Raw genomic sequence first — 26779 nt, forward strand, 5'->3', positions numbered from 1 at the left:
GGTTTAACAATGAAACTTGACTATTTGCAGGCCCTAAAACGTGTCGATGAAGCTCGCGGCGCGTGGATTATGCAAGGTCAAGAACCATTGCTTGAGCAAAATTTACTGGATGCCTTTCGAGCAAGTTGGCAAAAGCAAGAGATTGAACGACAACGGCATGACATCAACAATGTCAATGACTGGAAAAATGTCTTTAATGCACTCAACAGCTTGTCCTTATTTTCAAGTCAGCTTGCCATTGAAGTTCATGGCAATATTAAACCCGATGCTAATGCTTTAAAGTTGCTAAAAAGCTATATCCAAAGCAATGAACAGAACTTGCTTTTGGTGGTGATGCCAAAACAGGACAGCGCCAGCCTAAAAACGGGCTTTTTTCAAACGGTTGAAGCCAATGGTGTGCATGTTGCCCTGACCGCGAATTATCCGCGTGACCGTCAGCAGATTTTAAGCATTGAAGCAGATAAGCTTGGGGTTAAACTGAGTCAGGATGCATGGCAGTGGTTAGAACAACACCATGAACACAACTTACTCGCAGCTAAAAATAGCTTAATGCGTGTCAGCGACACCTTTGCCGAGGTTGAGCTGATTCAGATTGATCATTTACATGCCTGCTTACAAGATCAGTCCCGCTATAGTACTTTCGATTTAAGTGATGCTCTGCTCGAAGGCAATTTGGCGCAATCCATTAAAATTTACCAATACCTGATTGCCTCAGGTGAACCCCTCAGTCTGATTTTGTGGAGTATCAGTAAAGAAATGCGTTTACTCATGCAACTGTTTGAGCAACCGCAAAATGCACTGCAACTGGGGATTTGGAAGAATAAAGTCAGCGTCTATCAACAAGCATTACGTCGACTGAACCCGCAGTGCTTTTTAACGTGGCCCAGTCTCCTGCTTCGCATTGATGCTTCGATTAAAGGTTTGGGGCATGAAAATGCGGAACATATCGTGATGCAAGCCATTGCAACGCTGTGTGGAAAGTCACTCTTTCCCGCTTAAATTACCGCAACGAGTCTTTTTAAAATAATAATCATTTCTATTTGTTCAAAAAATTCACGATTTATCCGTATTTCGCTTTTATACTATCTGCAATTCTGTTTACTCCCTGATTCCAATGCAAAAAATAAAAGCTGTCAAAATGGTTATCGCGGTACTGTGTGTTGCCGTACTTGCTTATGTCGCGTGGACATATTTCAAACCCAAACAAGAACAACCACAATATATTAGCGAATCGGTCACTCGTGGTGATCTTGAAAATACGGTATTGGCGACAGGTACTTTAGATGCAACCAAACTAGTGAGTGTTGGCGCACAGGTCTCAGGTCAAGTACAGAAAATGTATGTGCAACTGGGCGATGAAGTTAAACAAGGTCAATTGATTGCGCAGATTGATTCAACCACCCAAGAAAACAGCTTCAAAACAGCAGAAGCCAATATTAAAAATTTGCAAGCGCAGCGTCTACAACAAGAAGCCAGTCTTAATGAGGCGCAACTGGCCTATAAGCGTCAACAGCAAATGTATGCACAAGATGCCACATCAAAAGCAGAATTAGAATCGGCTGAGGCCAGCTATAAAACAGCACAAGCACAGATTAAAGCCATTGATGCACAGATTGAATCTGCAAAAGTAACCAAGTCGACCGCACAAACCAATATCGGTTATACCCGCATTGTGGCACCTACTGATGGTACTGTGGTGGCGATCGTGACTGAGGAAGGTCAAACTGTAAACGCCAATCAAAGTGCGCCGACTATTGTTAAAATTGCAAAATTGCAAAACATGACCATTAAGGCGCAGGTCAGTGAAGCGGACATCATGAAAGTTGAAAAAGGCCAACAGGTGTATTTCACCACTTTAGGTGATGACAGCAAGCGTTATGCTAGCTTACGTCAAGTTGAGCCCGCGCCAGACTCGATTACCGATGAAAGTACCACCAGCACATCAACCAGCACCGCAATTTACTACAATGCTCTATTTGATGTACCCAACCATGATGGCAAGCTACGTATTGATATGACTGCACAAGTCTACATCGTGCTCGATTCTGCAAAAAATGCGTTATTAGTCCCTTCTTCTGCAATTTCCACTCGTCCTGCAAATGCAAAGCGGAACAGCGGTTCAAATACGCAAGCAGCGTCATCGACACAAAGCAAATCGGACTCAGACCGACCTCAAGGTCCGCGACTTGAACGTCTAAATTTAAATGCAGCGCAACAACAATTGGTCAAAGAAGGTAAAGCTACGCTGAGCGTAGTCCGTGTCTTACAAGCGGATGGCTCAGCTCAACCCAAACAAATTTTGGTGGGTATCAATAACCGCGTCAATGCACAGGTGCTTGCAGGCTTAAAAGAAGGCGATCAAGTGGTGATTGCAGACAGTTCGGAGAACTCTGCCGCTTCTGCCAATAGCAGCAACCGCCGTCGTAACAGTCCACCGATGGGAATGTAAGCATGACCAAAAAAGCCTTGCTTGAAGTCAGCAATTTGGTGCGAGAGTTTCCAGCTGGCGAAAGTACTGTCCAAATTCTCAAAGGCATTGACCTGACCATTTACGAAGGTGAATTGGTTGCCATTGTCGGTCAGTCTGGTTCAGGTAAATCGACCCTGATGAATATTTTGGGCTGTCTCGACCGCCCAACCTCAGGAAGTTATCAGGTCAATGGTCGCGAAACCGGTAAACTCGAACCTGATCAATTGGCCGAATTACGTCGTGAGTATTTTGGTTTTATTTTCCAGCGTTACCACCTTTTAGGCGACTTAACCGCAGAAGGTAATGTTGAAGTACCTGCCGTTTATGCAGGGGCAACACCGTATGCGCGTAAACAACGTGCCACTGCTTTACTGACAGAATTAGGACTGGGCAATAAAACTCAAAACCGACCAAGTCAACTTTCTGGGGGACAGCAACAACGTGTCTCGATTGCACGTGCCTTGATGAATGGCGGTGATGTCATTCTCGCTGACGAACCGACAGGTGCCCTAGACTCGCATAGTGGCGTGGAAGTGATGCGGATTTTGCGTGAGTTAAATGCCGCAGGCCATACCATTATTTTGGTCACTCATGATATGCAAGTGGCGAAAAATGCTTCGCGGATTATCGAGATCAGTGATGGGCAAATCATTGCAGACCGAGTCAATCAACCTGAGCATGACACTGAACTACACAGTGACCCTGATGCAGAAACTGCGATTTCTGCCCAGCAAGAAAAAAATAAAAGTGTTTCCGCATGGCGTTCCCTGCTCGACCGTTTAGGTGAAGCCTTCCGTATGGCACTTTTGTCCATGAATGCACACCGCATGCGAACATTTTTGACCATGCTCGGCATTATTATCGGGATTGCCTCCGTCGTGACAGTGGTGGCTTTAGGAAATGGATCACAACAACAGATTTTAAGTAACATCAGTAGCTTAGGAACTAACACCATTACGGTGTTTCAAGGGCGCGGTTTTGGTGACAACTCCAAAACGGCCAACTTTAAAACCCTTGTTCCTGCCGATGCTGAAGCGCTCGCCACCCAACCGTATGTGAGTGCGGTCAGTCCCATGGTGAGTTCATCCAAAACGATTCGCTATCAACAAAGTGAAGCCAATGCCACCATTAATGGTGTCGGTGGCGATTATTTCACAGTGAAAGGCCTGACCTTCAAAAATGGACAAACCTTTGACCAGCGGAGCGTCCGTGACCGCACCCAAGACGTGGTCATTGACACCAATACACAAAAACAGTTTTTTAGTGATGGTAGCAGTCCGATTGGGCAGGTCGTACTTTTGGGCAGTGTTCCTGCACGCATTATTGGTGTAGTCGAACCACAAACCAGTGCCATGGGTTCCGATGATACTTTGAATGTCTATATGCCCTACACCACGGTCATGAGTCGTATGCTCGGTCAGAGTAATGTGCGCAATATCGTGGTGCAAATCAATGATAAGTACTCCACCAGCGCGGCTGAAAACGCAATTGTGAACTTACTCACCTTGCGTCATGGTCAACAAGATGTGTTCACCATGAACAGCGACAGTATTCGCCAAACCATTGAAAAGACCACCAGTACCATGACCCTATTGGTTTCTGCAATTGCCGTGATTTCTTTGGTGGTGGGCGGTATCGGTGTAATGAACATTATGTTGGTTTCAGTGACCGAACGGACGCAAGAAATTGGGGTTCGGATGGCGGTGGGTGCGCGTCAAAGTGATATTTTGCAGCAGTTCCTGATTGAAGCCATTTTAGTCTGCCTGATTGGTGGGGTTTTAGGCGTGTTGCTCTCGCTGGGTCTAGGACAAATCATTCAAAAATTTGCTGGGGGGAATTTCGGGGTTGCCTACTCCACCACCTCAATTATCGCCGCATTTGTATGCTCGACTTTAATTGGTGTGGTGTTTGGTTTCTTGCCTGCAAAAAATGCGGCCAAACTCGACCCTGTTGCAGCACTTGCCAGAGAATAAGGAAAAAATATGCCTTTTTTATTAACGCGCCTTTGTACCGCGATGCTGCTTGGCAGCACTTTGGTTGGCTGTGCAGCTGTGGTTAAAACACCTTATCAAGCGCCAGCGGTACAGACGCCATCTCAGTTTCAATACGACAAAGTAACATCGCAACAACGCCAACAAGCCCTGTATGCCGATCAATGGTGGACGTTATTTGGTGATGTACAGCTCAATCAACTGGTCGATGCCGTACTAGCAAAAAATGCCGATTTGGCCGTTGCAGGGATGACTTTAAAGCAAGCGCGTTTACAAGCAGAACTGGCTGAAAATCAGCAAAAGCCAAGAGTGAACTCTACGGTGTCAACAGGTCATCAATTCGACTTAAACTCAGGCAATGACAGCTCAAGTGGTCTGTCTTTGGGTGCTGGCTTAAGTTATGAAGTCGATTTATTTGGTAAATTGGCCCGTCAAACTGAAGCAAAGAGATGGGAAGCACTGGCAACTGAGCAAGATTTACAAGCCACTGCTCAAAGCTTAATTGGCACCACGGCGAAATTATATTGGCAGTTGGCCTATTATAATGAAAGCCGTACAACGGCTGAGCAAAGCCTTGCGACCTCACAAAAACTGTATGACTTGGTTAAAGTTCAATATCAAGCTGGTGCTGTATCAGGACTGGACTTAACTCAAGCTGAACAGTCAGTACAAAGTCAAAAAGCCAGTCTGAGTCAAATTCAGCAAAGTTTGGTCGAGACCCGTACCGCAATTGCCGTGTTACTGCATATGCCTGTACAGCAGTTGAGTATTGATGAACCTCAGCGTTTACCACAACTGGCTTTACCAACCATTGCTGCGGGCTTACCTGCCGACATTTTGTCGCGCCGTCCAGACTTAAAAGCGGCTGAGCTACGTTTACGAGAGAGTTTAGCCACCAAAGATGCCACCACGGCGAGCTATTATCCTTCGATCAGTTTGACTGGAAATCTTGGTTCAAGCAGTACCTCGCTCACGCAACTGCTCAAGAACCCAGCCCTAACCTTAGGCGCAAGTTTAAGTCTGCCGTTCTTGCAATATAACGACATGAAACGTGACCTTGCGATTAGTCAATTGGACTATGAAAAAGCCATCGTGCAATATCGTCAAACCTTGTACCAAGCCTTTGCCGATGTGGAAAATGCATTGTCTGCACGTACTGAAATCAGTCAACAAGTGCAATTGCAACAGCGGAATTTGGAACTTGCTGAGAAAGTAGAACGTTTGACCCAAGTGCGTTATCGCTATGGTGCCGTGGCTTTAAAAACCTTATTGGATCAACAAGAAACCACGCGTACTGCGCGCTTAACATTGGTCAATACCAAACAGAGCCAATACAACGCCTATGTGACGTTGATGCAAGCCTTGGGTGGAAGTCCTGTAAAAGAACTAGCAAAACAATAGTCCTAGCACTATTGTTTTGTTCTCTTATTCTTTCACCAGATCTGGATTATTCTGGATCTGGTGAATACGTTTAACATTGTCTTGGTCATCAAAAACAACTTCATACGAAAGTTGCTGACCATCGAAATACATCTCGGCTGGAGAGCCGATCACTTCCCATAGACCAATCGAGGCAATATCCGCAGTCGTGTGCCATAACGTACGACTGATTCTGGCTGCTTTTGAGTAGCCCTGTTGGAAAGTATAAATCTCTTTACGCTCTCCATTGACGGTTTCTGAAGTAACTGGTGCACCCAATTCAGAAATCACATAATTACGGTGTTTTCCAACCTCTAAAACTGTCAGATTCTTTTTATGCGGCTGGTTACTCGCCATCACTGCGGCACAACCCTGAAGTGAAAGAAGAGTTACTAATCCTAAAACAACAGTTATTTTTTTCACGCTTTAACCTACCCCGAAAGCTAAAAATTATATTTTTATCGACATTATCTTTAGAATTTTAATTCAACAAACCCAGCATTAATTAGCATATAAAATATTCGATGGCAAATGATTAGTTATATCCGTCAGTTGATTTTTAATATATTTCTAATAGTGATAGAAATATATTATATGTATAACAGTAATAAATTTCTTTATAGAGATCGAATATGGATGAAAAAGTTAAGGCGTCTTGGGAACGAGCACTTCATCCCAAAACACTTAAAACGAATATTATTACTGCATCAATATTTTCAATGGCTTTCGAAATGCTCAAAAGTAGTATTATCGAAAAAATTGAGAGCTTCTTTACAAATGGATTCAATGAAAATGGAATGATTGTTGATCCAGAATATAAAGAAAAGGTACTTTCACTCAATAGAAGTCCTCTCTATGCATCATTGAAATGGTTGCAAGATATGGATGCCATTGACGATAATGACTTAGAGAGATTTGAGCATATTAAAAGATGCCGTAATACCTTAGCTCACGAAATGCTTACCTTTGCCTCATCAGGTGTCGACTTTGATGTAACGGAGGCATTCAATGAGATGATCGGACTACTACATAAAATCGAAATTTGGTGGTTTGAAAACTTAGAAATGGCAATCACCCCAGAATCTGACCCTGAAGACCTTGACTTAGATCAGGTGATACCAGGTCCAGTATGGGCTCTTCAAATGCTTATTGATGTAGCACTTGGTCCAGAGGAAGTGGCGAGAAAATATTATGACTACTTTGTCGAAAATGCACATAAAACTTAACAATGGGCTGCTATCAGACAAACTTTCTCTACATAATTAAGTTTTTTCTAAAAACAAAGCCGCTATAAAAGCGGCTTTATCAAATAATTTGAATCAATCTAATTAGTCATCGAGCATCAAGTCTGCGCTCATGCCTACCGTATTGAAACCTGCATCGACATACATGATTTCACCGGTAATACCATTTGCCCAAGGTGAGCAAAGGAATAATGCGGCATTACCCACATCTTCAATGGTCACATTACGTTTAAGTGGCGAAATTTTTTCGTTTACATCTAACATTTTGCGGAACGATTTAATCCCTGATGCCGCCAAAGTACGGATTGGACCTGCTGAAATCGCATTCACACGAATCCCTTCTGCACCCAAGCTTGATGCCAAATAACGTACGCCCGCTTCTAGCGACGCCTTCGCCATACCCATCACGTTGTAGTTTGGCATCACACGCTCAGAACCTTGGTAAGTCAAGGTCAACAAGCAACCTTGACGAACTAAAAGTAATGGCTTCGCAGCACGCGCCATAGCAATAAAGCTATATGCACTGATGTCATGTGCCACTTTAAAACCATCACGATCCGTTACATCGGTAAAGTCACCATCCAAGGTATGCGCAGGCGCAAAACCAATCGAATGCACCACACCGTCTAAACCATCCCAGTGTTTTGCCAATTCAACAAAAGTTTGTTCAATTTCAGCATCGACAGCCACATCACATGGTAGAACAATCGTTGAGCCAAATTGTGCTGCAAATTCATCTACACGTTTTTTCAGCTTTTCATTTGGATAGGTAAACGCAAGTTCCGCGCCTTCACGATGAAGCGCTTGAGCAATACCAAATGCGATTGATAATTTACTTGCAATACCTGCTACTAAAAAACGCTTTCCAGCCAATAGTCCTTGTGCCATGTGACTCTCACTCAAAATAATTTATCTGCATAATGCCAAGTTTAAGTTGAAACCGAAATTGCATAATGCGCCTTTTTTCAATTCATCAACATTCAATAACAAATACGCCCCGATGAAGGGGCGTATTTGTTAAAACCGTGGAACTTAGTCGTCACCACGCAGCATGCTGAGTAGACGCAGGAATGAATAATACATCCACACCAAAGTTGCTAGTAGCGCAATACCACACAGCCACTCCATCGCTTTCGGAGCATGTTGAGCCGCAGCACTTTCAATCAAATCAAAATCTAGAATTAAGTTCAGTGATGCAATCACTGCAACAAAAGCGGCAAAACCTAGACCTAATAAGTTGTTTTCAAATAAAAATGGAATACTTGAACCAAAAGCCAAACGCATGACCATTTGCACCACAAACACAATCGCGATGGCAATTGATGCAGACATCACTACAGATTTGAATTTTTCAGTGGCACGAATAATTTGAAAACGATACAAACCAAACATCACTAAAGTGGTGACAAAAGTTGCCAACAGCGCTTGTAAAGGTACACCCGGATATTTCAATTGGAAAATGACCGACACCCCACCTAAAAAAGCACCTTCAAACAAGGCATATGGAATGGCAAGGGTACGTGCGGTATTTGGTTTAAAAGTTGCAATCAGGCCTAAAATTAGACCACCAATCGCACCGACTAAGGTTGCAGCATAGGCTAGCGAAATATTTAAGGTCATGAAACAGTAGAAAAACAGTGCCATACCGACCACAGCTGCAATCACTGTAAGTAATACAGACTTCTGAATAGCACCTTGAACAGTCATTGGTTGACTATAGTCCGCATGTGTTTCCACGCGGTTCAAAATAGGGTTATTACTTTGCATAACTCAACTCTTTGTTATAATTTAATTAATTTACTTTATCATAAAGCGTGTTTTAAACTTGTATAGCAAAAAAGTGTTTCTTTTTTCTACACCAATACCCTCAGCTCTATTCTATTCGATTTCAATAAAAAAGAGGCTAGCGCCTCTTTCTTTACTACTTATTTATTCATAATAAAAAAGTATTCACGATAATACTTCAGTTCCGCAATCGAATCACGAATGTCATCCATCGCTAAGTGTGAAGCATTCTTTTTCAAGCCACTCATAATTTCTGGACGCCAGCGTTTAGCCAACTCTTTTACAGAAGACACATCTAAATTACGATAATGGAAATATTGTTCCATTTCAGGCATTAAACGGTGTAAAAAACGGCGGTCTTGGCAAATTGAATTGCCACACATCGGTGAGCTTTTTGGATTGACCCATTTTTTTAGAAATTCTAAAGTTTGCTGCTCAGCATCTTGCGCAGTCAATTTACTGCGACGTACACGTTCAATTAAGCCTGATTGACCATGTTGGCGAGTGTTCCACTCATCCATTGCATTTAGCACACGGTCTGGCTGATGAACAGCAAGCACAGGCCCTTCAGCTAAAATATTTAAGTTATCATCCGTCACAATTGTAGCAACTTCAATAATTTGGTCATTATCAGTATCGAGACCTGTCATTTCAAGGTCAATCCAAATCAAACGCGTATCAGCGGTGCTGCTCATAAATGTGCAATCTTATTCGGCTTAAAAACGATGATAGTAGCAAATTAATTGCTTCGATGCTGTAACTGATACCCTGCTTCGTGCTATTTTTGCCATCTTGAATTCATGGTTTTTTAGGATATGAATGGCTTTAATTCGTAAACGTCGTTTAACTGAACAGCAACAACGTCGCATTCAGAAACAACAGCAAACACGTCAAGAAGATATCGACACTTCAAATGATTTAGAAGGCTTGGTGGTACAACACTACGGCCGTCAGCTTGAAGTGCAAGCCCTTACGACTCCAGATCCACATCCCATCAAACCGACGGTACAAGCAGGTGAACCTGAACCGTTTTGGAAACCAATTGAACTCGGCAGCATTTGGCGCTGTCATACACGCACCAACCTCGAACTACTGGTCACAGGTGATCGTGTCAAATGGCAAGCCGACCCAAATACGGGGCTCGGGATCATCAATGCCATACAGCCACGTCAGTCACTACTGACTCGTCCAGACCGTTATCATAAAGTAAAACCTGTCGCTGCCAATATCAGCCTGATTGTGATTGTATTTGCGCCACTGCCTGAGCCAGCACCAGGTCTGATTGACCGTTATTTGGTGGCCTGTGCCGATGCCAACATTCCAGCACTTTTAGTGCTGAACAAAACCGATTTGCTCAAAGACAATGACCCGATTTTAGCGTTGATTGCGGAATATCAAGCCTTAGGCTATGAAGTGATGCAAACACAAGCCGATGGCGATTTAACCGCACTGACTCAGCGTTTAAAAAATGAAACTGTGGCTTTTGTTGGCCAGTCTGGTGTTGGTAAAAGCACTTTAATTAATGCCATCGTGCCTGATGCTGCGCAGAAAACCAATGTGATTTCTGAAAACTCAGCCTTAGGGCAGCACACCACGACCTCTACCCGTTTGATTGGCTTTGGCGAAGGCGCCTCGCTGATTGACTCACCGGGAATTCGTGAGTTTGGTTTATGGCACTTAGATGCGGACAAAGTGCAACGCGGCTTTCCTGAAATTGAAAACTTGCTGGGCTACTGTCAGTTCCGTAACTGCACCCATAAACATGAAAAACAATGCGCTTTACGCTTAGCTGCGGCAAATGGTGAAATTTTAACGCGCCGTTTAGACAGCTATTTACGTCTGATTGATGAAATTGCTGAAGCTCAGCAAAAAAATTAATTTTTATTCAACCTTAGCCCTTGAAGCGGTGATTTTGATCACCATATTTTATGAGCTATACTCTCTAGCAATTTTTGAATTGTAATTTAGGTGACTTGTGGAACGTTGGTTCGAGTTTATGGGGAATCACCCCTTCTTATTTGGAACACTTGCGGTATTGGTTGTTTTGTTTTTCGTACTTGAAGGACAACGCAATGGTCGCAAAATTTCACCACAATCTTTAGGTATTTTAGTGAAAGCTAAAAATGCCATGTTGATTGACTTACGTGATGCCAAAGATTTCCGTGAAGGTCATATTAGCGGAAGTCGCAACATTCCCTACAGCCAAATTACAAAACATGCTGAAGAGTTAAAAGCTGCAGATCGTCCACTCGTGTTCATCTGTAACTTAGGCCAAGTGGCAGGTACCGCTTTACAACAAGTTGCACATACTGACAGCTATCGTTTAGATGGTGGGATTAGCAACTGGAAGGCTCAAGGCTTACCACTGGTTAAAGCTAAATAATTCGCACAAGGAGAAACTCATGGCTCAAGTCACTATTTACTCAACGACTGTATGTCCATATTGCGTTCGCGCAAAGCAGCTCCTTGAGCGTAAAGGCGTCGAATATAAAGAAATTAATTTATCTAAAGAAGCGCCAGAAGTCCGCATTGAATTGATGCAACGCACCAATCACCGTACGGTTCCACAAATTTTTATTGATGACCAATTTATTGGTGGTTTTGATCAACTTTATGCTTTAGAGCGTGAAGGCAAACTCGACCAACTATTGGCATAATTAGCTCAGCATATTAAGGATTAGAAAATGAGTGAAGCTCAACCACAACTTGCTTTAGAACGTATTTACACAAAAGATATTTCTTTTGAAGTCCCTGGGGCGCAAGTTTTTACCAAAGAATGGCAACCAGAGTTAAACATTAACTTGTCATCTTCTGCTGAAAAAGTTGATCCAACTCACTACGAAGTTTCACTTAAAGTGGTTGTACAAGCAAACAATGCAGGCGACACGGCGTTTATTGTCGATGTTACTCAAGCGGGTATTTTCCTTGTAGATGGTGTTGAAGAAGAACGTCTTCCGTACATCTTAGGTGCATATTGCCCGAACATTTTGTTCCCGTTCCTTCGTGAAGCGGTGAATGATATGGTAACTAAAGGTAGTTTCCCACAATTGTTACTTACACCAATTAACTTTGATGCTGAGTTCGAAGCAAATATGCAGCGTGCTCAAGCAGCTGCTGTTGAAGGTCAAGCTTAAAACTTTAAGCCCTTCAAACATAAAAAAGACCGCTTTTGCGGTCTTTTTTATTGTACTGAATTATTTAAATGCTTTATGGCCTTGCTGCTTAATGGCCTCAAACTTGGCTGAACTTTGTTTGGCTTCCGCAAGTTTCCCTGCCTGTACCAAATGTTGAGCATGTTCAATTTCTTGGTTTAATGCATCAAACTTTTGTTCATATTGTTTCACTTTAACACTGTCTTTTGGTTGTTTCACCAAAGTATCAGGCTTGTTTTGCTTGGCAGTTGCCGCGGCTTTTTGCATTTCAGCTAATGCGGTATTCGCCTCTGTGGCAGTCTTGGCTTGAGTAAAAGCTTTTGAGTTTTTCGCCAAAGATTTCATCGCACCTTCTAGCACTTCCGATGCTTGTGCAAGTCCTGCCAAACATAAACCACTGCTCAACAGCACAACCTTTAATAATCTTTTCATTCTTATTCCTATGAGTTTGCAAAAAAAATGCAGCCTAAGGCTGCATTGAATATCGCAAAAATGAAGACCGATGTAAATTAAAAATCATCATCACTTTCAGGGTCTCGATGTAAAGCATCGTGAATCGCTTCAACCAACTGCAAAGCAATTTCTTGTTTCGACGCTTTTTCTAGATCGCGCTTTTCCATTTTATAACTTTCTGCAAAAAAGACCGTCATCGCATTTTCATCAGACGCAAAACCAATATCAGGGCGTGACACATCATTACAGGCAATCATATCGAGCTTTTTCGCGACCAATTTACCTGCGGCATATTCCTCGACATTGCGTGTTTCTGCTGCAAAACCCACCATGAACGGGCGTTTATCTTGTTGTGCAATGGTCGCCACAATATCAGGGTTTTTGATTAAAGAAACATTGAGCTCGTCCCCTGCTTTCTTAATCTTATGCTCTGCAACTTCTGCGACACGATAATCAGCAACAGCGGCTGTCGCGATAAACACATCACAGCCTTCATCTAACATTTGCATGCTGGTATCCAGCATTTTCATGGCAGATGAAACATTGATTCGGCGTACACCGTTCGGTGTGTCTAAGCTGACAGGACCTGCAATTAAAGTCACTTTGGCTCCTGCCGCATAACATGCAGCAGCAATGGCAAAACCCATTTTTCCGGTACTGTGGTTGGAAATATAACGCACAGGATCAATCGCTTCACGCGTTGGCCCAGCAGTAATGGTGACTTTTTTACCCGCCAACATCCCAAATTTTTCAGCCATGGCACGCTGCGCTTTATGGAAGTACTCTGTCACTTGATGTGCCAAATCCTCAGGCTCAGGCATACGACCTAAACCGACATCACCACAAGCTTGCGCACCCGCATCTGGCATGATCACATGCACGCCATCTTCCACCAAAGTCGCTAAATTACGCTGCGTCGCTTTTGCTGCCCACATTTGTTGGTTCATGGCTGGTGCGACCCATACAGGGGCTTTGGTGGCTAAATATAAAGTAGAAAGCAGGTCATCGGCTAAACCCGCAGCAAACTTTGCAATGGTGTTGCAACTGGCAGGCGCAACCAAGAGTAAGTCTGCCCAACGTGCCAGCTCAATATGCCCCATGCCCGCTTCGGCTTCAGGGTTGAGAAGTTCTGTATGGACGGGGTTGCCCGACAAAGCTTGAAAAGTTAGTGGCGTAATAAAAGCCTGTGCACCTTCGGTCATCACCACACGGACTTGAAAACCCGCATCTTTTAAACGGCGAACCAAAATGGCACTTTTATAGGCAGCAATACCACCCGTAACAGCTAAAAGGATATTTTTATTTGGAATTACACTGAGATCAAAGCTCACGAACAGGCTACCTTTCTGTTGCAGTGGCGCTCACAATAGCATTAAATAGTCCCGTACCCAATCATCGATTGAGCCCTGTTTCTCAAATTAAGAATAAAAAAGTATAAAATAATGCACTTATCCATAAAAAAATGGCCTGAACAAGAACGGCCACGTGAACGCTTATTACAACAAGGGCCAGCCAGCCTCTCCGATGCAGAACTGTTGGCCATTTTCATCCGTTCGGGTTCAACGCAACATTCTGCGGTCGAATTGGCACGTCTTTTGTTGCAACATTTTGGTAGTCTGAATGCGGTTTTCGATGCTGAACTGCCCGAGCTCAGCCAATTTCACGGCATTGGCCCGACCAAGTATTCACAATTAATGGCCGTCAAAGAACTGGGGCGACGCTACAGTAGCCAGCAGCTCAAGCAACACAAGTTGGAGCTCAATCATTCAGCTCAACTGCTCAATTTTTTACAGTATGAGTTTTCAGGCGAAAACCAAGAGGTCTTTGCAGTGCTTTGCTTGGATGCACATTTAAGAAAAATAAACTTTAAAAAATTGTTCTTTGGTGCAGTCAATTCTTGTGAAATATCGATCAATCAATTGCTCCGTTACTGTATTGCTCAACACGCCACTTTCATGGTGATTGCCCATAATCATCCACTTGGGAAAGCTCAGCCCTCCGCGGCGGACATCGAACTGACAGAGCGTATTCTTCAAGCCAGTCAGCTCGTGGATATTCAACTGATTGATCATTTCATCTTATCGCCCGAAGGTGCTTTTTCTTTTGCTGAACACGGTCTGATCCAATCCGTTTAAATATGCAGACAAATGATTGACAAATACCACGACAAATATGAAGATCAAGCAAAATTTTAAAAGAATTCTAATCACATGATTGTGCGTGATCAGCCCAGTATTTTTAAGGTGCTTTTTTCATGGCGTGGCACCATTCTTCCCAAAGTTTTACCGCCTTTGGGTGTGGTCATGTTGGTCTCTGCCATTATTGGCATTTTGTCCTATGTCGGCTATTTCCACTTCCCTGAACTGCCTTTGGTCGGCTTCACCCTCATTGGGGTGGTGCTTTCCATTTTCCTCGGCTTTAAAAATAGTGCCTGCTATGACCGTTGGTGGGAAGCGCGGAAGTTATGGGGCATTTTAATTGCCAACTCACGTCACTTTGACCGTGACTGTCGTATCTTGACCCAAGGTCGTCGTGAACGTGTAATTCAACATGTGATTGTCTTTGCCAATGTCTTACGTGACCGTTTACGCCATCAAACAGCCAATCCAACAGAATTGGTGCAGACCAGTGGCTTAAGTCAAAATGCACTGACTCAGCTGTATCAACAAGCCAATGCCCCACAGTATACACTCAGTCTGATTCAGTGGGAGTTGATGCAGGCATTAAAAGAAGGTGAAATTAGTGACATTGTCTATGCGCAGCTGAATCAGCACGTTGCTGACTTGAGTGTGGTGCAAACTGGTTGTGACCGTATTGCGACAACGCCGCTACCTTTTGCCTACTCAGTACTACTCAATCGTACGGTGTATTTTTTCTGTCTCATTTTACCGTTTAGCTTGGGTTCAACCTTGGGTATTTTCACCCCACTATTAGTTGGTGTGTTGGCCTATACCTTCTTAGGACTCGATGCTTTGAGTTCGGAAATTGAAGAGCCTTTCGGAACGCAAAGTAATGACTTGCCACTGGACTCGATGGTACGTACTATCGAAATTGAACTGCTTGGGACTTTAGGTAAACCGACCCCACCACCCATTCAAGCACAAGACAATAACTTACTCTAATCGAGCGCATGCTTACCTTCTCTTAGGCTATATAGCTCATGGAGAAGGTGGGAATGGCTAATACGCTTTACACAAAACTTTCCCAAATCCCCACTTGCCCGTCTTTGACTCTGGGAATATTGCCCAGCTTAATCCACGGCATATTGTCACCATGAAAGTCACTCCCGACCGATACTTTTAAACCATGCTCGGCAATCATCCGATCCACCATTTGACGGGTAGATGTCGGTTCGACATTGGGCGGCAACTCAACCGCATCTCCACCAAACTGCGCAAATATTTCAATCAGATAACGAATATTAGTAGCAGATAAATCATACCGTGTCGGATGCGCCAATACGGCAAAACCACCACTGGCATGAATCACTTGAATGGTTTCTTCTAAGCCCAGCCCATCAAATTTTACGTAGGCTTTCTTACCTTCCTTAATATATTTATCAAACGCTTGTTGCGCACGACTCACATACTTTTTTTCAACCAAGGTCTTGGCAATATGCGTTCGAGTCACACGGTCAGGCATCTGTTCAACTTTCGCCAAAACATCGAGATAAATATCTTCACCAATCAATGGAATCAACAAATCACAGATTTGCTTAGCACGTCGCGCACGGATTTGTTTTTGCTGTTCAAGGCATTTTTGCAGTGGTTCTAAGTCTTGCATATTCAATGCAACCACATGCACACCATAGTTTTTCTGGGTTGAGGGTCTCGACCACTGACTCGAAATTTCTACCCCCGAAATAATACGCATCGCATGCGACTTTGCAGCCAACTCTGCCAATGCAAGACCATCCATGGTGTCATGGTCTGTCAAAGCCAAGGTATGGATGCCTTTTTCCGCAGCAGCATCAACCAATTGCTTCGGTGTGAAAGTACCATCAGAAATATTGCTGTGAGTATGTAAATCTACGCCTTCCATCACTTATACTAGCTATTTATTTGAACAGATTTAGATACTCTAACATGAAAGCACTTTTAGACTTTGTGCCGCTGATCATTTTCTTTTATTTATATAAAACTGTAGATCCTAAAAATACTGATCACCCATTGCTCCAATTGATTGGTTCTGCTGGGGGTGTCGATAACAATAATATTCTTGTAGCGACCACAGGTTTGATTATTTCGATGCTAGTAGTTTACGGCGCACTGTTCTTCATGCAAAAGTTCCGTTTAGACAAACAACAGTGGATTGTGTTGTTTATGACGGTTATTTTCGGCGGTGTCACCTTAATGCTGTCGGATGATTTTTATATCAAACTCAAAGCGGCCTTACTGAATATTATCTTCTCAGGCGCTTTCTTACTTTCTCCTTATTTTGGCAAAGAACGCAAACCGCTAATCAAACGCTTGTTCGGCCCAATCTTCAATTTAACCGACGCAGGTTGGATAAATTTAAACTTTGCATGGGCTGCTATGTTTGCCCTCATGTCTTTTTTACATGTATTTTTCGCATTTTTATTTATGGACGGAAAATATTGGGGAGAATTCACGGCTTTTGGTGACATGATCGTGATGTTTTCCTTTATCATTATTCAGTTTATTGTATTGCGTAAATACTTTAAATCTTCTGAAGAGTAATTTAGCCAGAACATACATCGAGAACTCTTATGCCGCTATTCGTCGTCACATGTACCGATCAAGAAGGTACAGTCGAAAAACGTCTTGCTACACGTCCAGAACATCTTGCTCGTTTACAAAAGCTCAATGATGAAGGTCGTTTAATTGTTGCAGGAGCGATGCCGAAAGATCCAAGCAATCCGCAAGCAGGCTTTTACGGCAGTACAATCATTGTTGACTTTGACTCACGTGAAGCACTCGATGTCTGGTTACAGGAAGAGCCATTCTTAAAAGCAGGGGTTTATCGTCAGATTGATGTTAAACCATTTAATAAAGCATTCCCTCAAGGATAAGGTCATGCGCGTTGTTGTCACAAGCTTATTGGGCTTATCTCTTCTTTCTTCTATGGCGTGGGCCGTTGAAACCGCTCCTGCCCCGAGTGTAGCCCCTGCTGTACCAGCAACGACTGCCACACCTGTTCAAGTGCAAGGCAGTGCAACTCAGCCGAAAATCATTCCTGCGGTGGCCACAGTTAGCCCAACAGGCCAACCGCAAGAAGCCAAACCACTCACCGCTGAACAACTTGCCAAAAACAAAGCATTGCAAGATGCCAAAGTCAAAGCACTGGTCAAAGACCAAGCTTCACGTCTTGCCCAATTGGAAAAAGCCAATCTCGATGCTTTGGCGCAAAACCAAGAGCTACAACTCAAAAATGATAGCCTCGGTGTACAAGTACAAGTCTTACAAAGCGAACGCAGTGCGCAAATGTTCCTCTACGGCGCGGCGACCATCGCTGTTGGCGTATTACTGGGTTTCTTAATTGCCAGTTACGTTTATACCAAACGTCGTCGTCAGTGGTAAGCTAAGCCCTATTGAAAACAATAGGGTGCTGTGGTTGTGTCGCGTGCAATTCAAACTGCCGATTTAGAATGGCAACAGATTGATGGCATAGATGTGCCAGTCTCAAAACAATTTGGCGATGTCTATTTTTCCAAGGACAATGGTCTACTCGAAACTCGCCATGTGTTTTTAAATGGTAATGATTTATCTGAGCGTCTGTCCAATCTTCAGCCCTTTGAATATTTTAGTGTTGGTGAAACAGGTTTTGGCACAGGGCTCAACATCTTGGCGCTTTGGCAACTTTGGCAACAGGTTCGCCCAAATAACCACAGCCACCTTCATGCCATTTCAGTTGAAAAATTTCCGCTGTCTAAAACTGATCTGATACGTGCACTCAATGTCTGGCCTGAACTCAAACCGATCGCCGATCAACTGATTGCACAGTATCCGCATCTGATTGCGGGTTGTCATCGCCTGAGCTTCCCTGAGGAACGTTTCAGCCTTGACCTTTGGTTAGGCGATGCTCACGATGTTTTTCCCAGTATGGCAAAAACCAGTCGCGTTAACGCATGGTTCCTCGATGGTTTTGCACCTGCCTGTAACCCAGACATATGGGAAGAGCAAGTACTGAATCACATCGTTCGCCTATCTGGTATTGGAACGACATTTTCTTCATTTAGTGTCGCAGGCGTGCTCAAACGTGGTTTAACACAGCATGGTATTTCTATTTCACGTCCGCGTGGCTATAAGCATAAACGCGAAATGCTCAAAGCCATCTGGTTACCTGCTGAGCCTGAAAACACATCAGACGCTGTAGATACCCAATCAGTATTGAATCAAAATCGACCTGATCAAGTACTACACGCTTTTAAGCAACGCCAAATTGCTATCATTGGCGCAGGGATTGCAGGTTTAAGTAGTGCATGGGCCTTTGCTGAGCGCGGGCATGAAGTCACGCTCTACGACCAATCTGAGCCACTTGCAGGAGGTTCAGGCAATCCGCTGGCCTTACTCAACCCCAAACTTTGTCCGATTGAACAAAGTCATGAACATTTAATGACTTTAGCTTGGCAACATGCTTTACAGCACTATCCCAAGTTTAAGGCTTTTCGCCCCATTCAAGTACATCAACTGGCGCTGAAAAAAGCCGAAGACTTACTCGATCTCGAACAACAATACCCTGCGGATCTTTTGACAGCCGAAACCGCTGCTGATTCTGCGTTAATCACCGAATATCCCAGTCTGAATCTAACTGAAGCCGGCGCTGTCTCACCACATCAACTCAAAGATCAAATCTTAGCGCATCCGCTCATTCAGTTCGTACAAGCCAACATTACTCAAATCCACCCAGAGCACAATGAACTTTTCAATGAACAAGCCCAATCTTTAGGTCAGTTTGATCATGTGATTGTGTGTTGTGCGCGCCACACGGCTGCTTTCTTTGAGCAATATCCTGTGTTGAAGCCCATTCGCGGACAAGTCAGTTGGGTGGAGAACACCACACAACCTTTGACCCTCAATCAAGCTTATAGCTATGGCGGCTATTGTATGCAGCTTGATACTCAACAACTCATCTTAGGTGCATCCTTCTATCCCAATCGGGACGACAGCGATGTTTTACTTGAAGACCATGTGCATAACTACGAGCTTATCCACAGTGTCTTTCCAGATTATGCACAATCGCTTCCTGATGTGACGACTTGGCAAGGCCGTGCATCTGTTCGCGCGCAAAGTTTGGACTATTTTCCAGTCCTTGGAAAAATGTCTGAACAGACTGAAATTTATAGCTTTGCTGGCTTGGGTTCTAAAGGCTTTTTGTTTGCCCCTTTATGTAGTGAAATTTTAGCGGCGCAGATACTGAAAGAGGCCTGTCCCGTTCCTGAGTCACTGCTACAAAAGCTCAGTCCGACCCGATTCCATAAAAAGCTCAAAGCCAAAAAGCCTTATTTTAAAGCGCAGTCTTAGTTCTGCTTATGACTCAAGTACAGCATATGGCGCTATAAATAGAGAAATGTAAATTTCTAAGACATTAAAAAAGCGCCTTACGGCGCTTTTTTTGCTTCTGCTTAATTACTTTGTTCTAAGACTAAACCAGCAGCACGAGCAGCACGGGTACCACCCATTAAAATCACATACTCACGCGCACTGTCAAAACCTTCGAGTAACTCTGCAGCACGTGGCGCTTTACTACCGCCACCACATAAAATGTAAATCGGTTGATCCGTCGACACTTGAGTAAGGCTCTGTGCTGAAAGTTCTGTGATTGGCTGATTAATCGCCCCTTTCACGTGTGCTTCAGCATAAGCACTTGAATCGCGTACATCCCAGATGATCGCATCCTCTGGGAACTCAAATGTTGTAATTTCTTGTTTACGGATCATTGCGCACTCCTTTGATGTAAACAACACTTGGCAAATGAAGAAAACATCCCTAGCATCTCAGATATTCTTTCCATTTGTAAAGGTTTAATCCATGCCATCTTTTGATATTGTTTCAGAATTAGAAATTTTTGAAGTAAATCATGCCGTTCAGAACACCCAAAAGGAAATCGCAACCCGTTTCGACTTCCGTGGTCAGGATGTTTCTATTGAACTCAATGAAAAAAACAAAGAAATCAAAATCTCAACTGAAAGTGATTTCCAGTGTGAACAAGTTTATACCATGTTAGAGAACCATTTCTTTAAGCGTAAAGTCGATATTCAAGCGCTTGATCCACAAAAAATGACTGCTTCAGGTAAAAATGTACTTCAAGTGGTGAAATTAAAAGATGGACTTGACTCAGATACCGCAAAAAAAATTAACAAGGCCATTAAAGAAAGCGGCATTAAAGTGCAATCTTCAATTCAAGGCGACAAAATTCGTGTGACTGATAAAAAGCGCGATACATTACAGCAAGTAATGACCTTTTTAAAAGAACAACAATTTGGTCTGCCTTTACAATTCAATAACTTTAAAGACTAATACTCTTGTTTGATCATTTGAGGTAACTATGCCAAAGGCCAATCGCTTATCAAAACTTGTAAAAACCACGTCACGCTTGCCGAAAGCATTGCGTACGCGATTATGGAGTCAAGCTTTTGGTCGCATAGTTCCCATGGTCGGCAGTGCCAATATTCGTTATTTGCAAGTCAGTCACAGTGAAGTCGTAGTCAAAATCGAAAATCACCGTGCCATGCAAAACCATATTGGTCAACTGCATGCCTGTGCCATGGCCTTGATTGCTGAAACGGCAACAGGCTTTGTAACAGGGATGAATGTGCCTGACCATTGCATCGTTCTGATTAAAAGCATGCACGTTGACTTTAAACGTCCGAGTAAAGGTGCCATGACAGCGACAGCCACCTTAACACCAGAACAACAGCAGCTGATGCAAACCACCGCCAGAGGTGAAACTTTAGTTTCTGTGACAGTGATGGATGAATCGGGTGAAGCACCTGTTCAATGTAAAATGTTATGGGCATGGCTCGACAAAGCATCATTAAAAAAGTAAATATAACTTACTGTTTAGTACAGTATAAAATTTACAACAATACGCTAAAGCTGCGACTAAAACTTACTATATCTTTGTTTCGACTCAGCTCAAAATCATGCTACATAACATGAATATTTGAGCTGACTTGATGAAAAAAAGACTAATTTTAGCGACTGCCTTATTTTCTTTAGGGCTGATGGCCTGCCAACAGCACAATCCCGCCAATACATCGGTTTTAACAACGCCGAGTCACCGTTCTGCCTCTACCCTGACCGAACAAAATAAAAAAATTGTGGTGGACTTTTATGAAGGAGTTTTTAGCAAACATCAGGTTCAAACCTATTCTGACCGCTATATTGGTATACAATACATTCAACATAATCCCTATGTGGCAGACGGCAAAGCACCTTTTGTAAACTACTTCACCCAGTATTTTAAAGAACATCCAGATGCAAAAAATACCATCAAACGTGTCGTGGCCGAAGGTGATTTGGTGGTGCTCCATGTACATTCCACTCAAAATGCACAAGATCGTGGTGAAGCCGTTGTCGATATTTTCCGCGTCGAACAAGGCAAAATTGTAGAACATTGGGATGTGATACAAAGCATTCCCGCTGAGTCTGCCAACCGCAATAGTATGTTTTAATCCATCGGACTGCATTAAATAGCAAAAAAAGCCAGTAATTACACTGGCTTTTTGCAGACTGACTCAAACCTTAGTTGGATTGGCTCGCAAGGAACTTTTCTTTAACATCCGCTGGAATCTGACGCTTATTGCCTTTGACATCAACCGCAACAAAGGTAAATACACCTTCAGTCACACGTACAGGCGGACGTGAACTGTCATGACTATCCCATACTTCAATTTCCATCTGAATAGACGTATTGCCCACTTTTAACAGTTTAGTATAACAACTAATGACATCGCCGACTTTCACTGGAACTAAGAACGTCATCTGATTAATTGAAATCGTTGCACAGCGTCCCTTACTAAAACGCTCTGCGTGAATTGCACCCGCCAAATCCATTTGTGACACAATCCAACCACCAAAAACATCTCCACTCCAGTTGGTATCGGCTGGCATTGCAATTGTCTGAAGAGACAACATCCCTTCTGGTTTCACATGAATCTCTGACACGTTGACTCCAATTTTCATTATGACTGGGCTTGCAACTGTTGATCTAACCATTGTTGCAATTGTGGCGCACGGAGCGCACCGCTTATTCTAGCAATTTCGGTGGTTTTATTCATTAAAACTAGGGTCGGAATGCTACGTACGTTAAACGCACTGCTCAATCGCGGAGACTCTTCGGTATTAATTTTAGCAAAAATAACCTGCGGATTTTGCTTGGCCACTTCAGCAAAGTGCGGAGCCATCATTTTACATGGACCACACCACTCTGCCCATAAATCAATAAACACAGGCAAATCGCTATGGCTAATGAACTGGCTAAAATTCTGCTCATTCAACTCAATCGGCGCCGCAGGTAAAAGCGCTGCATGGCACTGACCGCAGCTCGGATTGGCACTCAATTTCTCTTCAGGCACACGATTTTTGGCTAAACAAGTAGGACAGACGATAATCATTTAGTTGACTCCAATATGTTGATGTAAGAATTCTAATTGGGTCGAAATGGCTTTTTCAAACCAACTGGCATGATAAATATCAAAATGCTGCATCTCCCATTCATGATATTGAACAAAAGGGGCAATATTGGTCGCTGCTTCACGACTGGATTCAATCGGAATTAAACTATCATGCTTGGCTGCAATGAACAGTACAGGAATATTAATTTGCCTAACATTTTGAATGGGACGATAACGAATTAAATTAAAAAATAATCGGGCAGGTATCTCACCACTCCAATAATAATCAGGATTAATAATCGAACGATACCCCAAATAGGCATCTTGCGTTGGCAAAAAACATAACTCTCGTGGATCAACCACAGGTAAAGTGGTCGGGGACATTCCCACTTTTCCCCCCATATAATCTTGGCTGGATAGTTTTAAGGCTTTGGGGAACTGTTGCAAAGGATATAACTTAGCACTTGCTGCCCCATCCACAAAAGGCACTTGCGCTATCACGGCCTGTACATTTTTGAACTCTGCTGCAATATCGAGCACATAACCACCACTGAGCGCTGTCCCCCACAGCACGATCCGTCGACTATCGATCGACTTACGTTCTTTGAGGTGGTTAATCATGGTCCGCCAATCTTCAAGCTGCTTCTTAATCGAGACCAACTCTCGTGGACGTCCAGTACTCCCGCCCCAATAACGGTAGTCAAATAACACGACTGCATAACCCGCTTGTGCAAAACGCTGCGCAAATTGGATCAGTTTGAATTGGCGCAGCCCAGCCAAACCATGGGCCATAACAATCACTGCTGGCTTTTCTTCAGTTTTCGGACGATAAAAATCCGCAGCAATGACCTCTTGGCCACTTTTGACATATAGCGGTTCAACGGTATAGGCGTGCATACCTGCTCCATTGCGTTATTTTATGGTTGTAATCGCTTATAAATATTTCAACAGCATAGGCTGAACTTTCAGCTTAATGCTATCATAAAGCATATCTCGATTAGTTTAATTTTGGAGTGACAGCATGAGCGAAAATGTAGGCTTTGCAGGTCAAATTGGCCCAGAACATTTGGTTCAAGTGGTTGAAAAAGGGTTTAAATCTGTGATCAATAACCGCCCAGATATGGAAGGTGGTCCAGAACAACCAACTAGCGCTCAAATTGAAGAAGCAGCTCGTGTTGCAGGTCTAGATTATGTCTATCAACCTGTAGTTGCAGGACAAATCACAGAAGTTGATGTACGCACTTTTGCTAATCATTTCAATGAGCTACCAAAACCTGTTTTAATGTTCTGCCGTACCGGTAATCGCTCAAACAATTTATATCAACTTGCGAAACAAATGGACCTGTTAGATGACTAAACGGTTGTTTAAAAGTGTCATCTGCACTGCTCTGATTTTAACGAGCAGCGCATTGTGGGCGGCAACGAATAACCTGAGTCAAGCACTCAGCCCGCAGCTCAGCGTTTCAGGGGAAATGACCCAAGACAAGTTTCAACAGTTGATAAAACAAGGTTTTAAGTCGGTCATTGTCAACCGACCAGATCAAGAACAAGGCAATACCGTTCGCGTTGATCAACTGCGTAATATTGCGGAACAGTCCAAAGTCAGCGTAATTTACCAACCGGTTACCAGCAGTAAAATTTCTGAAACAGACGTGGTCGAATTTGCTAAATATTATAATGAATTGCCCAAGCCTATTTTAATGGTCTGTAAGAGTGGTGCTCGCTCTAGTCTGCTGTTCAATCAGGCAAAACAACGAGGATTACTCCATGAATAAACTGTTGCTGCTTTTACTCTGCTGTACCTTAATGACAGCATGTAGTTCAATGAATGTACGTCCTACCGTTGGGGTAAGCGTTGGTACTGGCTTATAAGTCAAATGAAAGTAAAGACGGCATCTAGTGCCGTTTTTTTACAAAATATAATCATCTACAGTCCTGAATATGTTAACTATAGAGTATGTCTCGCTTAGATAAACGTTTGCTTATGTATGATCTGATTATTATTGGGGCTGGAACTGCGGGTATCGCAGCCTACCAACAAGCCGTGAAGTCCACACAAAATCTATTAATCATTAATGATGGGCCATGGGACACCACTTGTGCGCGTGTCGGCTGCATGCCGTCAAAAGTGCTGATTTCTACAGCAAATCGCATGCATGATATTCAACATGCTGATCGTGTCGGATTGCAAGTAGAGTCAAAAATAGACCGCAGTCAGGTCATGCAACACGTACAAAAACTCCGTGATCGCTTTACTCATAGTACCCTTAAAACCGTAGAGAGCTGGCCTGAGTCCCATAAAATTAAGGGCCGTGCTCGCTTTGTCGATTCAAAAACGGTCGAAGTTAATGGGCAACACTACCAAGCCAAAAGCTTTATTTTAGCTGTAGGCTCCACACCTAGCTTTGACCCAGCATGGAAGAATGAACTCGGTGATCGGCTCATCACCTCCGATCAAATCTTTGAACTCAATGCTTTACCCAAATCTTTAGCAGTGATTGGGAGCGGCGTCATCGCAATTGAACTTGCGCAAGCCATGCAACGACTTGGCGTCAATACCACTGTCTTTGCACGTAGTCGTAAAGTCGGCGTTCTGACCAGTCCGAAATTACAGCAGTTGGCACAAACAGAAATTAGCACCGAACTTGAGATCAAGTTCGAAGTTTTACCCACAGAGGTTAAATATATAAATAATCAAGTTGAACTTAGGTTTACTGAAAATGGTCAGCCTAAAACACTCAACGTCGATTATTTATTGGTTGCCACAGGACGAAGTAGTCTTTTAAATACCCTTAAACTCGAAAATATCGACACCTCATTCACAGACTTAAAACATTTACCTGTTGATCCTGAAACCAAACAACTCGCTGACTACCCGATTTTTATCATTGGCGATGCACATACTGATACTCCACTACAGCATGAAGCCGCACACGAAGGTAAAGTCTCGGTCAAAAATGCATTAAATTTCCCTACTATAGAATCATGTAAGACCCTAATACCCTTAGGCATCGTTTTTAGTAGCCCAGAAATGGCAATGGTTGGACAAAACTTTAAGCAACTACAAAGTGCACCTATCAATTTTGTCATCGGTGAAGTCTCTTATGCTAAACAAGGACGTGCATTGGTTCTGGGTAAGAACCATGGAGCCATAGAAGTGTATGTGGATAAAAGCAGCCGAAAGCTACTGGGTGCTGAATTACTCACAGAGTCTACTGAACATTTGGCCCATTTACTGGCATGGATGATTGCAGAACAACTGACCGTCGATGAAATTTTGGAAAAACCGTTTTATCACCCAACCCTTGAAGAAGGTTTAAGAACAGCATTAAAACATGCACGTCGACAGCTAGATACGATACCTAAACTGCGAAACTCATGATGCATGTTCTTTTCATAAGGTTTTCTGTGTGCAATTAAATGATTTCATCAACGTTGTGCAGCAAACTATAAATCATTCGCGGCATGCGTTGATTTAATTACAAGATACACGCCTTATTAGATTAGCGGTAAAGTACTTATTTTAGTGCGTAACTTAACTGATCTAAAACACATTAATACCCGTAATAAACCATGTGTTGTAATACATAAGTCAGTCATTCCTGATCCATTTTCGCTTCAGAAACAACTTGGCTTTTTGATATGAAATAAAATAATAATTAACAATAAAGGCCTAATTTAAATTA

General features: G+C 43.1%; 32 protein-coding genes. 21 read left to right on the forward strand and 11 right to left on the reverse strand.

What is annotated here, in order from left to right; genetic code table 11:
• Nucleotides 1-9: 9 nt before the first annotated feature.
• From holA to PTT44_RS16145, 4 genes are all read left to right on the forward strand, one after another.
• Nucleotides 10-999, forward strand: coding sequence for a DNA polymerase III subunit delta (gene holA / locus PTT44_RS16130; RefSeq protein WP_168159476.1), 990 nt, complete (start codon nucleotides 10-12; stop codon nucleotides 997-999).
• A 115-nt stretch (nucleotides 1000-1114) separates the two neighbouring features.
• Nucleotides 1115-2449 carry a MacA family efflux pump subunit gene (locus PTT44_RS16135; protein WP_078388512.1) on the forward strand — a complete coding sequence of 445 codons (1335 nt, stop codon included), beginning with the start codon at nucleotides 1115-1117 and terminating at the stop codon, nucleotides 2447-2449.
• Between the two features lie 2 nt (nucleotides 2450-2451).
• Nucleotides 2452-4443: a MacB family efflux pump subunit gene (locus PTT44_RS16140; RefSeq protein ID WP_058870313.1), complete on the forward strand. Its 1992-nt coding sequence runs from the start codon at nucleotides 2452-2454 to the stop codon at nucleotides 4441-4443.
• A 9-nt stretch (nucleotides 4444-4452) separates the two neighbouring features.
• Nucleotides 4453-5862: an efflux transporter outer membrane subunit gene (locus PTT44_RS16145; RefSeq protein WP_168159477.1), complete on the forward strand. Its 1410-nt coding sequence runs from the start codon at nucleotides 4453-4455 to the stop codon at nucleotides 5860-5862.
• Nucleotides 5863-5886: 24 nt separating this feature from the next.
• On the opposite strand, the gene PTT44_RS16150 is transcribed toward PTT44_RS16145, so the two are convergent.
• On the reverse strand, nucleotides 5887-6303 hold the full coding sequence (locus PTT44_RS16150; RefSeq protein WP_168159478.1) for a hypothetical protein: 417 nt from the start codon (nucleotides 6301-6303) through the stop codon (nucleotides 5887-5889).
• A 209-nt stretch (nucleotides 6304-6512) separates the two neighbouring features.
• Between PTT44_RS16150 and PTT44_RS16155 the strand changes: the two genes are divergently transcribed.
• Nucleotides 6513-7106 (forward strand): hypothetical protein, encoded by a 594-nt coding sequence (locus PTT44_RS16155; protein ID WP_168159479.1) that lies wholly within the window; start codon nucleotides 6513-6515, stop codon nucleotides 7104-7106.
• A gap of 102 nt (nucleotides 7107-7208) precedes the next feature.
• Here the strand turns inward: PTT44_RS16155 and PTT44_RS16160 are convergent, their stop codons facing one another.
• From PTT44_RS16160 to orn, 3 genes are all read right to left on the reverse strand, one after another.
• On the reverse strand, nucleotides 7209-8012 hold the full coding sequence (locus PTT44_RS16160) for an enoyl-ACP reductase FabI (protein ID WP_168159480.1): 804 nt from the start codon (nucleotides 8010-8012) through the stop codon (nucleotides 7209-7211).
• Nucleotides 8013-8156: 144 nt separating this feature from the next.
• Entirely contained in the window at nucleotides 8157-8891 is a 735-nt protein-coding gene (locus tag PTT44_RS16165) for a Bax inhibitor-1/YccA family protein (protein ID WP_010327547.1), read from the reverse strand.
• Nucleotides 8892-9049: 158 nt separating this feature from the next.
• On the reverse strand, nucleotides 9050-9604 hold the full coding sequence (orn, locus tag PTT44_RS16170; RefSeq protein ID WP_004697635.1) for an oligoribonuclease: 555 nt from the start codon (nucleotides 9602-9604) through the stop codon (nucleotides 9050-9052).
• Between the two features lie 124 nt (nucleotides 9605-9728).
• Here orn and rsgA point away from each other — a divergent pair, with 124 nt between their 5' ends.
• From rsgA to secB, 4 genes are all read left to right on the forward strand, one after another.
• A complete protein-coding gene (rsgA, locus tag PTT44_RS16175) occupies nucleotides 9729-10787 on the forward strand; it encodes a ribosome small subunit-dependent GTPase A (RefSeq protein ID WP_004983468.1) in 1059 nt (352 codons plus the stop codon).
• 97 nt (nucleotides 10788-10884) lie between these two features.
• Nucleotides 10885-11292, forward strand: coding sequence for a rhodanese-like domain-containing protein (locus tag PTT44_RS16180; protein ID WP_004697633.1), 408 nt, complete (start codon nucleotides 10885-10887; stop codon nucleotides 11290-11292).
• A 19-nt stretch (nucleotides 11293-11311) separates the two neighbouring features.
• The gene (grxC, locus tag PTT44_RS16185; protein ID WP_004697632.1) at nucleotides 11312-11566 is read left to right on the forward strand and encodes a glutaredoxin 3; all 255 of its coding nucleotides are present in this window, start codon (nucleotides 11312-11314) and stop codon (nucleotides 11564-11566) included.
• 27 nt (nucleotides 11567-11593) lie between these two features.
• Nucleotides 11594-12043, forward strand: coding sequence for a protein-export chaperone SecB (gene secB, locus PTT44_RS16190; protein ID WP_004697631.1), 450 nt, complete (start codon nucleotides 11594-11596; stop codon nucleotides 12041-12043).
• A 60-nt stretch (nucleotides 12044-12103) separates the two neighbouring features.
• Here secB and PTT44_RS16195 read toward each other — a convergent pair whose 3' ends face one another.
• Complete coding sequence (locus PTT44_RS16195) at nucleotides 12104-12493, reverse strand: cytochrome b562 (RefSeq protein ID WP_168159481.1); 390 nt, start codon at nucleotides 12491-12493, stop codon at nucleotides 12104-12106.
• Nucleotides 12494-12570: 77 nt separating this feature from the next.
• Nucleotides 12571-13845 carry a bifunctional phosphopantothenoylcysteine decarboxylase/phosphopantothenate--cysteine ligase CoaBC gene (gene coaBC / locus PTT44_RS16200; RefSeq protein WP_094148278.1) on the reverse strand — a complete coding sequence of 425 codons (1275 nt, stop codon included), beginning with the start codon at nucleotides 13843-13845 and terminating at the stop codon, nucleotides 12571-12573.
• Nucleotides 13846-13956: 111 nt separating this feature from the next.
• Between coaBC and radC the strand changes: the two genes are divergently transcribed.
• Together radC and PTT44_RS16210 are read left to right on the forward strand one after the other, a co-directional pair.
• Nucleotides 13957-14649, forward strand: coding sequence for a RadC family protein (radC, locus tag PTT44_RS16205; RefSeq protein ID WP_168159482.1), 693 nt, complete (start codon nucleotides 13957-13959; stop codon nucleotides 14647-14649).
• 75 nt (nucleotides 14650-14724) lie between these two features.
• Complete coding sequence (locus PTT44_RS16210) at nucleotides 14725-15636, forward strand: bestrophin family protein (RefSeq protein WP_004697627.1); 912 nt, start codon at nucleotides 14725-14727, stop codon at nucleotides 15634-15636.
• 67 nt (nucleotides 15637-15703) lie between these two features.
• Here PTT44_RS16210 and PTT44_RS16215 read toward each other — a convergent pair whose 3' ends face one another.
• Nucleotides 15704-16555: a PHP domain-containing protein gene (locus PTT44_RS16215; RefSeq protein WP_114837575.1), complete on the reverse strand. Its 852-nt coding sequence runs from the start codon at nucleotides 16553-16555 to the stop codon at nucleotides 15704-15706.
• A gap of 44 nt (nucleotides 16556-16599) precedes the next feature.
• On the opposite strand from PTT44_RS16215, the gene PTT44_RS16220 reads away from it, so the two are divergent.
• Genes PTT44_RS16220 through mnmC form a run of 4 tightly spaced genes read left to right on the forward strand, consistent with a single transcriptional unit; the run spans nucleotide 16600 to nucleotide 19998 of the window.
• Nucleotides 16600-17214 carry a septation protein IspZ gene (locus tag PTT44_RS16220; protein WP_058870322.1) on the forward strand — a complete coding sequence of 205 codons (615 nt, stop codon included), beginning with the start codon at nucleotides 16600-16602 and terminating at the stop codon, nucleotides 17212-17214.
• A gap of 29 nt (nucleotides 17215-17243) precedes the next feature.
• Nucleotides 17244-17546, forward strand: coding sequence for a YciI family protein (locus tag PTT44_RS16225; RefSeq protein ID WP_004697623.1), 303 nt, complete (start codon nucleotides 17244-17246; stop codon nucleotides 17544-17546).
• 4 nt (nucleotides 17547-17550) lie between these two features.
• Nucleotides 17551-18054: a hypothetical protein gene (locus PTT44_RS16230; protein ID WP_168159483.1), complete on the forward strand. Its 504-nt coding sequence runs from the start codon at nucleotides 17551-17553 to the stop codon at nucleotides 18052-18054.
• A gap of 30 nt (nucleotides 18055-18084) precedes the next feature.
• Complete coding sequence (gene mnmC, locus PTT44_RS16235; protein ID WP_435781937.1) at nucleotides 18085-19998, forward strand: FAD-dependent 5-carboxymethylaminomethyl-2-thiouridine(34) oxidoreductase MnmC; 1914 nt, start codon at nucleotides 18085-18087, stop codon at nucleotides 19996-19998.
• A 101-nt stretch (nucleotides 19999-20099) separates the two neighbouring features.
• Here mnmC and PTT44_RS16240 read toward each other — a convergent pair whose 3' ends face one another.
• Complete coding sequence (locus tag PTT44_RS16240) at nucleotides 20100-20414, reverse strand: rhodanese-like domain-containing protein (RefSeq protein ID WP_168159485.1); 315 nt, start codon at nucleotides 20412-20414, stop codon at nucleotides 20100-20102.
• A 91-nt stretch (nucleotides 20415-20505) separates the two neighbouring features.
• Here PTT44_RS16240 and PTT44_RS16245 point away from each other — a divergent pair, with 91 nt between their 5' ends.
• From PTT44_RS16245 to PTT44_RS16255, 3 genes are all read left to right on the forward strand, one after another.
• A complete protein-coding gene (locus PTT44_RS16245) occupies nucleotides 20506-20994 on the forward strand; it encodes a YajQ family cyclic di-GMP-binding protein (protein ID WP_004697619.1) in 489 nt (162 codons plus the stop codon).
• Between the two features lie 28 nt (nucleotides 20995-21022).
• Nucleotides 21023-21523, forward strand: coding sequence for a DUF4442 domain-containing protein (locus PTT44_RS16250; RefSeq protein ID WP_168159486.1), 501 nt, complete (start codon nucleotides 21023-21025; stop codon nucleotides 21521-21523).
• A 130-nt stretch (nucleotides 21524-21653) separates the two neighbouring features.
• The gene (locus PTT44_RS16255; protein WP_168159487.1) at nucleotides 21654-22151 is read left to right on the forward strand and encodes an ester cyclase; all 498 of its coding nucleotides are present in this window, start codon (nucleotides 21654-21656) and stop codon (nucleotides 22149-22151) included.
• A gap of 70 nt (nucleotides 22152-22221) precedes the next feature.
• On the opposite strand, the gene PTT44_RS16260 is transcribed toward PTT44_RS16255, so the two are convergent.
• From PTT44_RS16260 to PTT44_RS16270, 3 genes are read right to left on the reverse strand one after another with little or no spacing between them, the layout of a single operon-like run.
• Complete coding sequence (locus tag PTT44_RS16260) at nucleotides 22222-22644, reverse strand: acyl-CoA thioesterase (protein ID WP_004697616.1); 423 nt, start codon at nucleotides 22642-22644, stop codon at nucleotides 22222-22224.
• Nucleotides 22645-22661: 17 nt separating this feature from the next.
• Nucleotides 22662-23093, reverse strand: coding sequence for a thioredoxin TrxC (gene trxC, locus PTT44_RS16265; RefSeq protein WP_004697614.1), 432 nt, complete (start codon nucleotides 23091-23093; stop codon nucleotides 22662-22664).
• Entirely contained in the window at nucleotides 23094-23990 is an 897-nt protein-coding gene (locus PTT44_RS16270) for an alpha/beta hydrolase (RefSeq protein ID WP_168159488.1), read from the reverse strand.
• Nucleotides 23991-24114: 124 nt separating this feature from the next.
• On the opposite strand from PTT44_RS16270, the gene PTT44_RS16275 reads away from it, so the two are divergent.
• The 3 genes from PTT44_RS16275 (at nucleotide 24115) to PTT44_RS16285 (ending at nucleotide 26475) form a co-directional block, all read left to right on the forward strand.
• Nucleotides 24115-24450 carry a TIGR01244 family sulfur transferase gene (locus PTT44_RS16275; protein WP_087014709.1) on the forward strand — a complete coding sequence of 112 codons (336 nt, stop codon included), beginning with the start codon at nucleotides 24115-24117 and terminating at the stop codon, nucleotides 24448-24450.
• Nucleotides 24443-24868: a beta-lactamase hydrolase domain-containing protein gene (locus PTT44_RS16280; protein WP_062031268.1), complete on the forward strand. Its 426-nt coding sequence runs from the start codon at nucleotides 24443-24445 to the stop codon at nucleotides 24866-24868. Before PTT44_RS16275 ends, PTT44_RS16280 begins: the two co-directional genes overlap by 8 nt.
• A gap of 209 nt (nucleotides 24869-25077) precedes the next feature.
• Nucleotides 25078-26475 carry a dihydrolipoyl dehydrogenase gene (locus tag PTT44_RS16285; protein WP_168159497.1) on the forward strand — a complete coding sequence of 466 codons (1398 nt, stop codon included), beginning with the start codon at nucleotides 25078-25080 and terminating at the stop codon, nucleotides 26473-26475.
• Nucleotides 26476-26779: the final 304 nt, after the last annotated feature.

The sequence above is a fragment of the Acinetobacter sp. Gutcm_16 genome (assembly GCF_028649355.1).
GTDB classification, from domain to species: Bacteria; Pseudomonadota; Gammaproteobacteria; order Pseudomonadales; family Moraxellaceae; genus Acinetobacter; species Acinetobacter johnsonii.

What these genes read in the sequence shown, in the direction of transcription:
- PTT44_RS16230 (WP_168159483.1), top strand. Translation starts at nt 17,551, where the DNA reads ATGCGCGTTGTTGTCACAAGCTTATTGGGCTTATCTCTTCTTTCTTCT.
- holA (WP_168159476.1), top strand. Translation starts at nt 10, where the DNA reads ATGAAACTTGACTATTTGCAGGCCCTAAAACGTGTCGATGAAGCTCGC.
- PTT44_RS16275 (WP_087014709.1), top strand. Translation starts at nt 24,115, where the DNA reads ATGAGCGAAAATGTAGGCTTTGCAGGTCAAATTGGCCCAGAACATTTG.
- PTT44_RS16140 (WP_058870313.1), top strand. Translation starts at nt 2,452, where the DNA reads ATGACCAAAAAAGCCTTGCTTGAAGTCAGCAATTTGGTGCGAGAGTTT.
- PTT44_RS16195 (WP_168159481.1), bottom strand. Translation starts at nt 12,493, where the DNA reads ATGAAAAGATTATTAAAGGTTGTGCTGTTGAGCAGTGGTTTATGTTTG.
- PTT44_RS16215 (WP_114837575.1), bottom strand. Translation starts at nt 16,555, where the DNA reads ATGGAAGGCGTAGATTTACATACTCACAGCAATATTTCTGATGGTACT.
- PTT44_RS16135 (WP_078388512.1), top strand. Translation starts at nt 1,115, where the DNA reads ATGCAAAAAATAAAAGCTGTCAAAATGGTTATCGCGGTACTGTGTGTT.
- secB (WP_004697631.1), top strand. Translation starts at nt 11,594, where the DNA reads ATGAGTGAAGCTCAACCACAACTTGCTTTAGAACGTATTTACACAAAA.
- PTT44_RS16160 (WP_168159480.1), bottom strand. Translation starts at nt 8,012, where the DNA reads ATGGCACAAGGACTATTGGCTGGAAAGCGTTTTTTAGTAGCAGGTATT.
- PTT44_RS16280 (WP_062031268.1), top strand. Translation starts at nt 24,443, where the DNA reads ATGACTAAACGGTTGTTTAAAAGTGTCATCTGCACTGCTCTGATTTTA.
- PTT44_RS16240 (WP_168159485.1), bottom strand. Translation starts at nt 20,414, where the DNA reads ATGATCCGTAAACAAGAAATTACAACATTTGAGTTCCCAGAGGATGCG.
- PTT44_RS16285 (WP_168159497.1), top strand. Translation starts at nt 25,078, where the DNA reads ATGTATGATCTGATTATTATTGGGGCTGGAACTGCGGGTATCGCAGCC.
- grxC (WP_004697632.1), top strand. Translation starts at nt 11,312, where the DNA reads ATGGCTCAAGTCACTATTTACTCAACGACTGTATGTCCATATTGCGTT.
- PTT44_RS16155 (WP_168159479.1), top strand. Translation starts at nt 6,513, where the DNA reads ATGGATGAAAAAGTTAAGGCGTCTTGGGAACGAGCACTTCATCCCAAA.
- rsgA (WP_004983468.1), top strand. Translation starts at nt 9,729, where the DNA reads ATGGCTTTAATTCGTAAACGTCGTTTAACTGAACAGCAACAACGTCGC.
- PTT44_RS16210 (WP_004697627.1), top strand. Translation starts at nt 14,725, where the DNA reads ATGATTGTGCGTGATCAGCCCAGTATTTTTAAGGTGCTTTTTTCATGG.
- orn (WP_004697635.1), bottom strand. Translation starts at nt 9,604, where the DNA reads ATGAGCAGCACCGCTGATACGCGTTTGATTTGGATTGACCTTGAAATG.
- PTT44_RS16145 (WP_168159477.1), top strand. Translation starts at nt 4,453, where the DNA reads ATGCCTTTTTTATTAACGCGCCTTTGTACCGCGATGCTGCTTGGCAGC.
- PTT44_RS16245 (WP_004697619.1), top strand. Translation starts at nt 20,506, where the DNA reads ATGCCATCTTTTGATATTGTTTCAGAATTAGAAATTTTTGAAGTAAAT.
- PTT44_RS16225 (WP_004697623.1), top strand. Translation starts at nt 17,244, where the DNA reads ATGCCGCTATTCGTCGTCACATGTACCGATCAAGAAGGTACAGTCGAA.
- trxC (WP_004697614.1), bottom strand. Translation starts at nt 23,093, where the DNA reads ATGATTATCGTCTGTCCTACTTGTTTAGCCAAAAATCGTGTGCCTGAA.
- PTT44_RS16250 (WP_168159486.1), top strand. Translation starts at nt 21,023, where the DNA reads ATGCCAAAGGCCAATCGCTTATCAAAACTTGTAAAAACCACGTCACGC.
- PTT44_RS16165 (WP_010327547.1), bottom strand. Translation starts at nt 8,891, where the DNA reads ATGCAAAGTAATAACCCTATTTTGAACCGCGTGGAAACACATGCGGAC.
- PTT44_RS16270 (WP_168159488.1), bottom strand. Translation starts at nt 23,990, where the DNA reads ATGCACGCCTATACCGTTGAACCGCTATATGTCAAAAGTGGCCAAGAG.
- PTT44_RS16220 (WP_058870322.1), top strand. Translation starts at nt 16,600, where the DNA reads ATGAAAGCACTTTTAGACTTTGTGCCGCTGATCATTTTCTTTTATTTA.
- radC (WP_168159482.1), top strand. Translation starts at nt 13,957, where the DNA reads ATGCACTTATCCATAAAAAAATGGCCTGAACAAGAACGGCCACGTGAA.
- PTT44_RS16255 (WP_168159487.1), top strand. Translation starts at nt 21,654, where the DNA reads ATGAAAAAAAGACTAATTTTAGCGACTGCCTTATTTTCTTTAGGGCTG.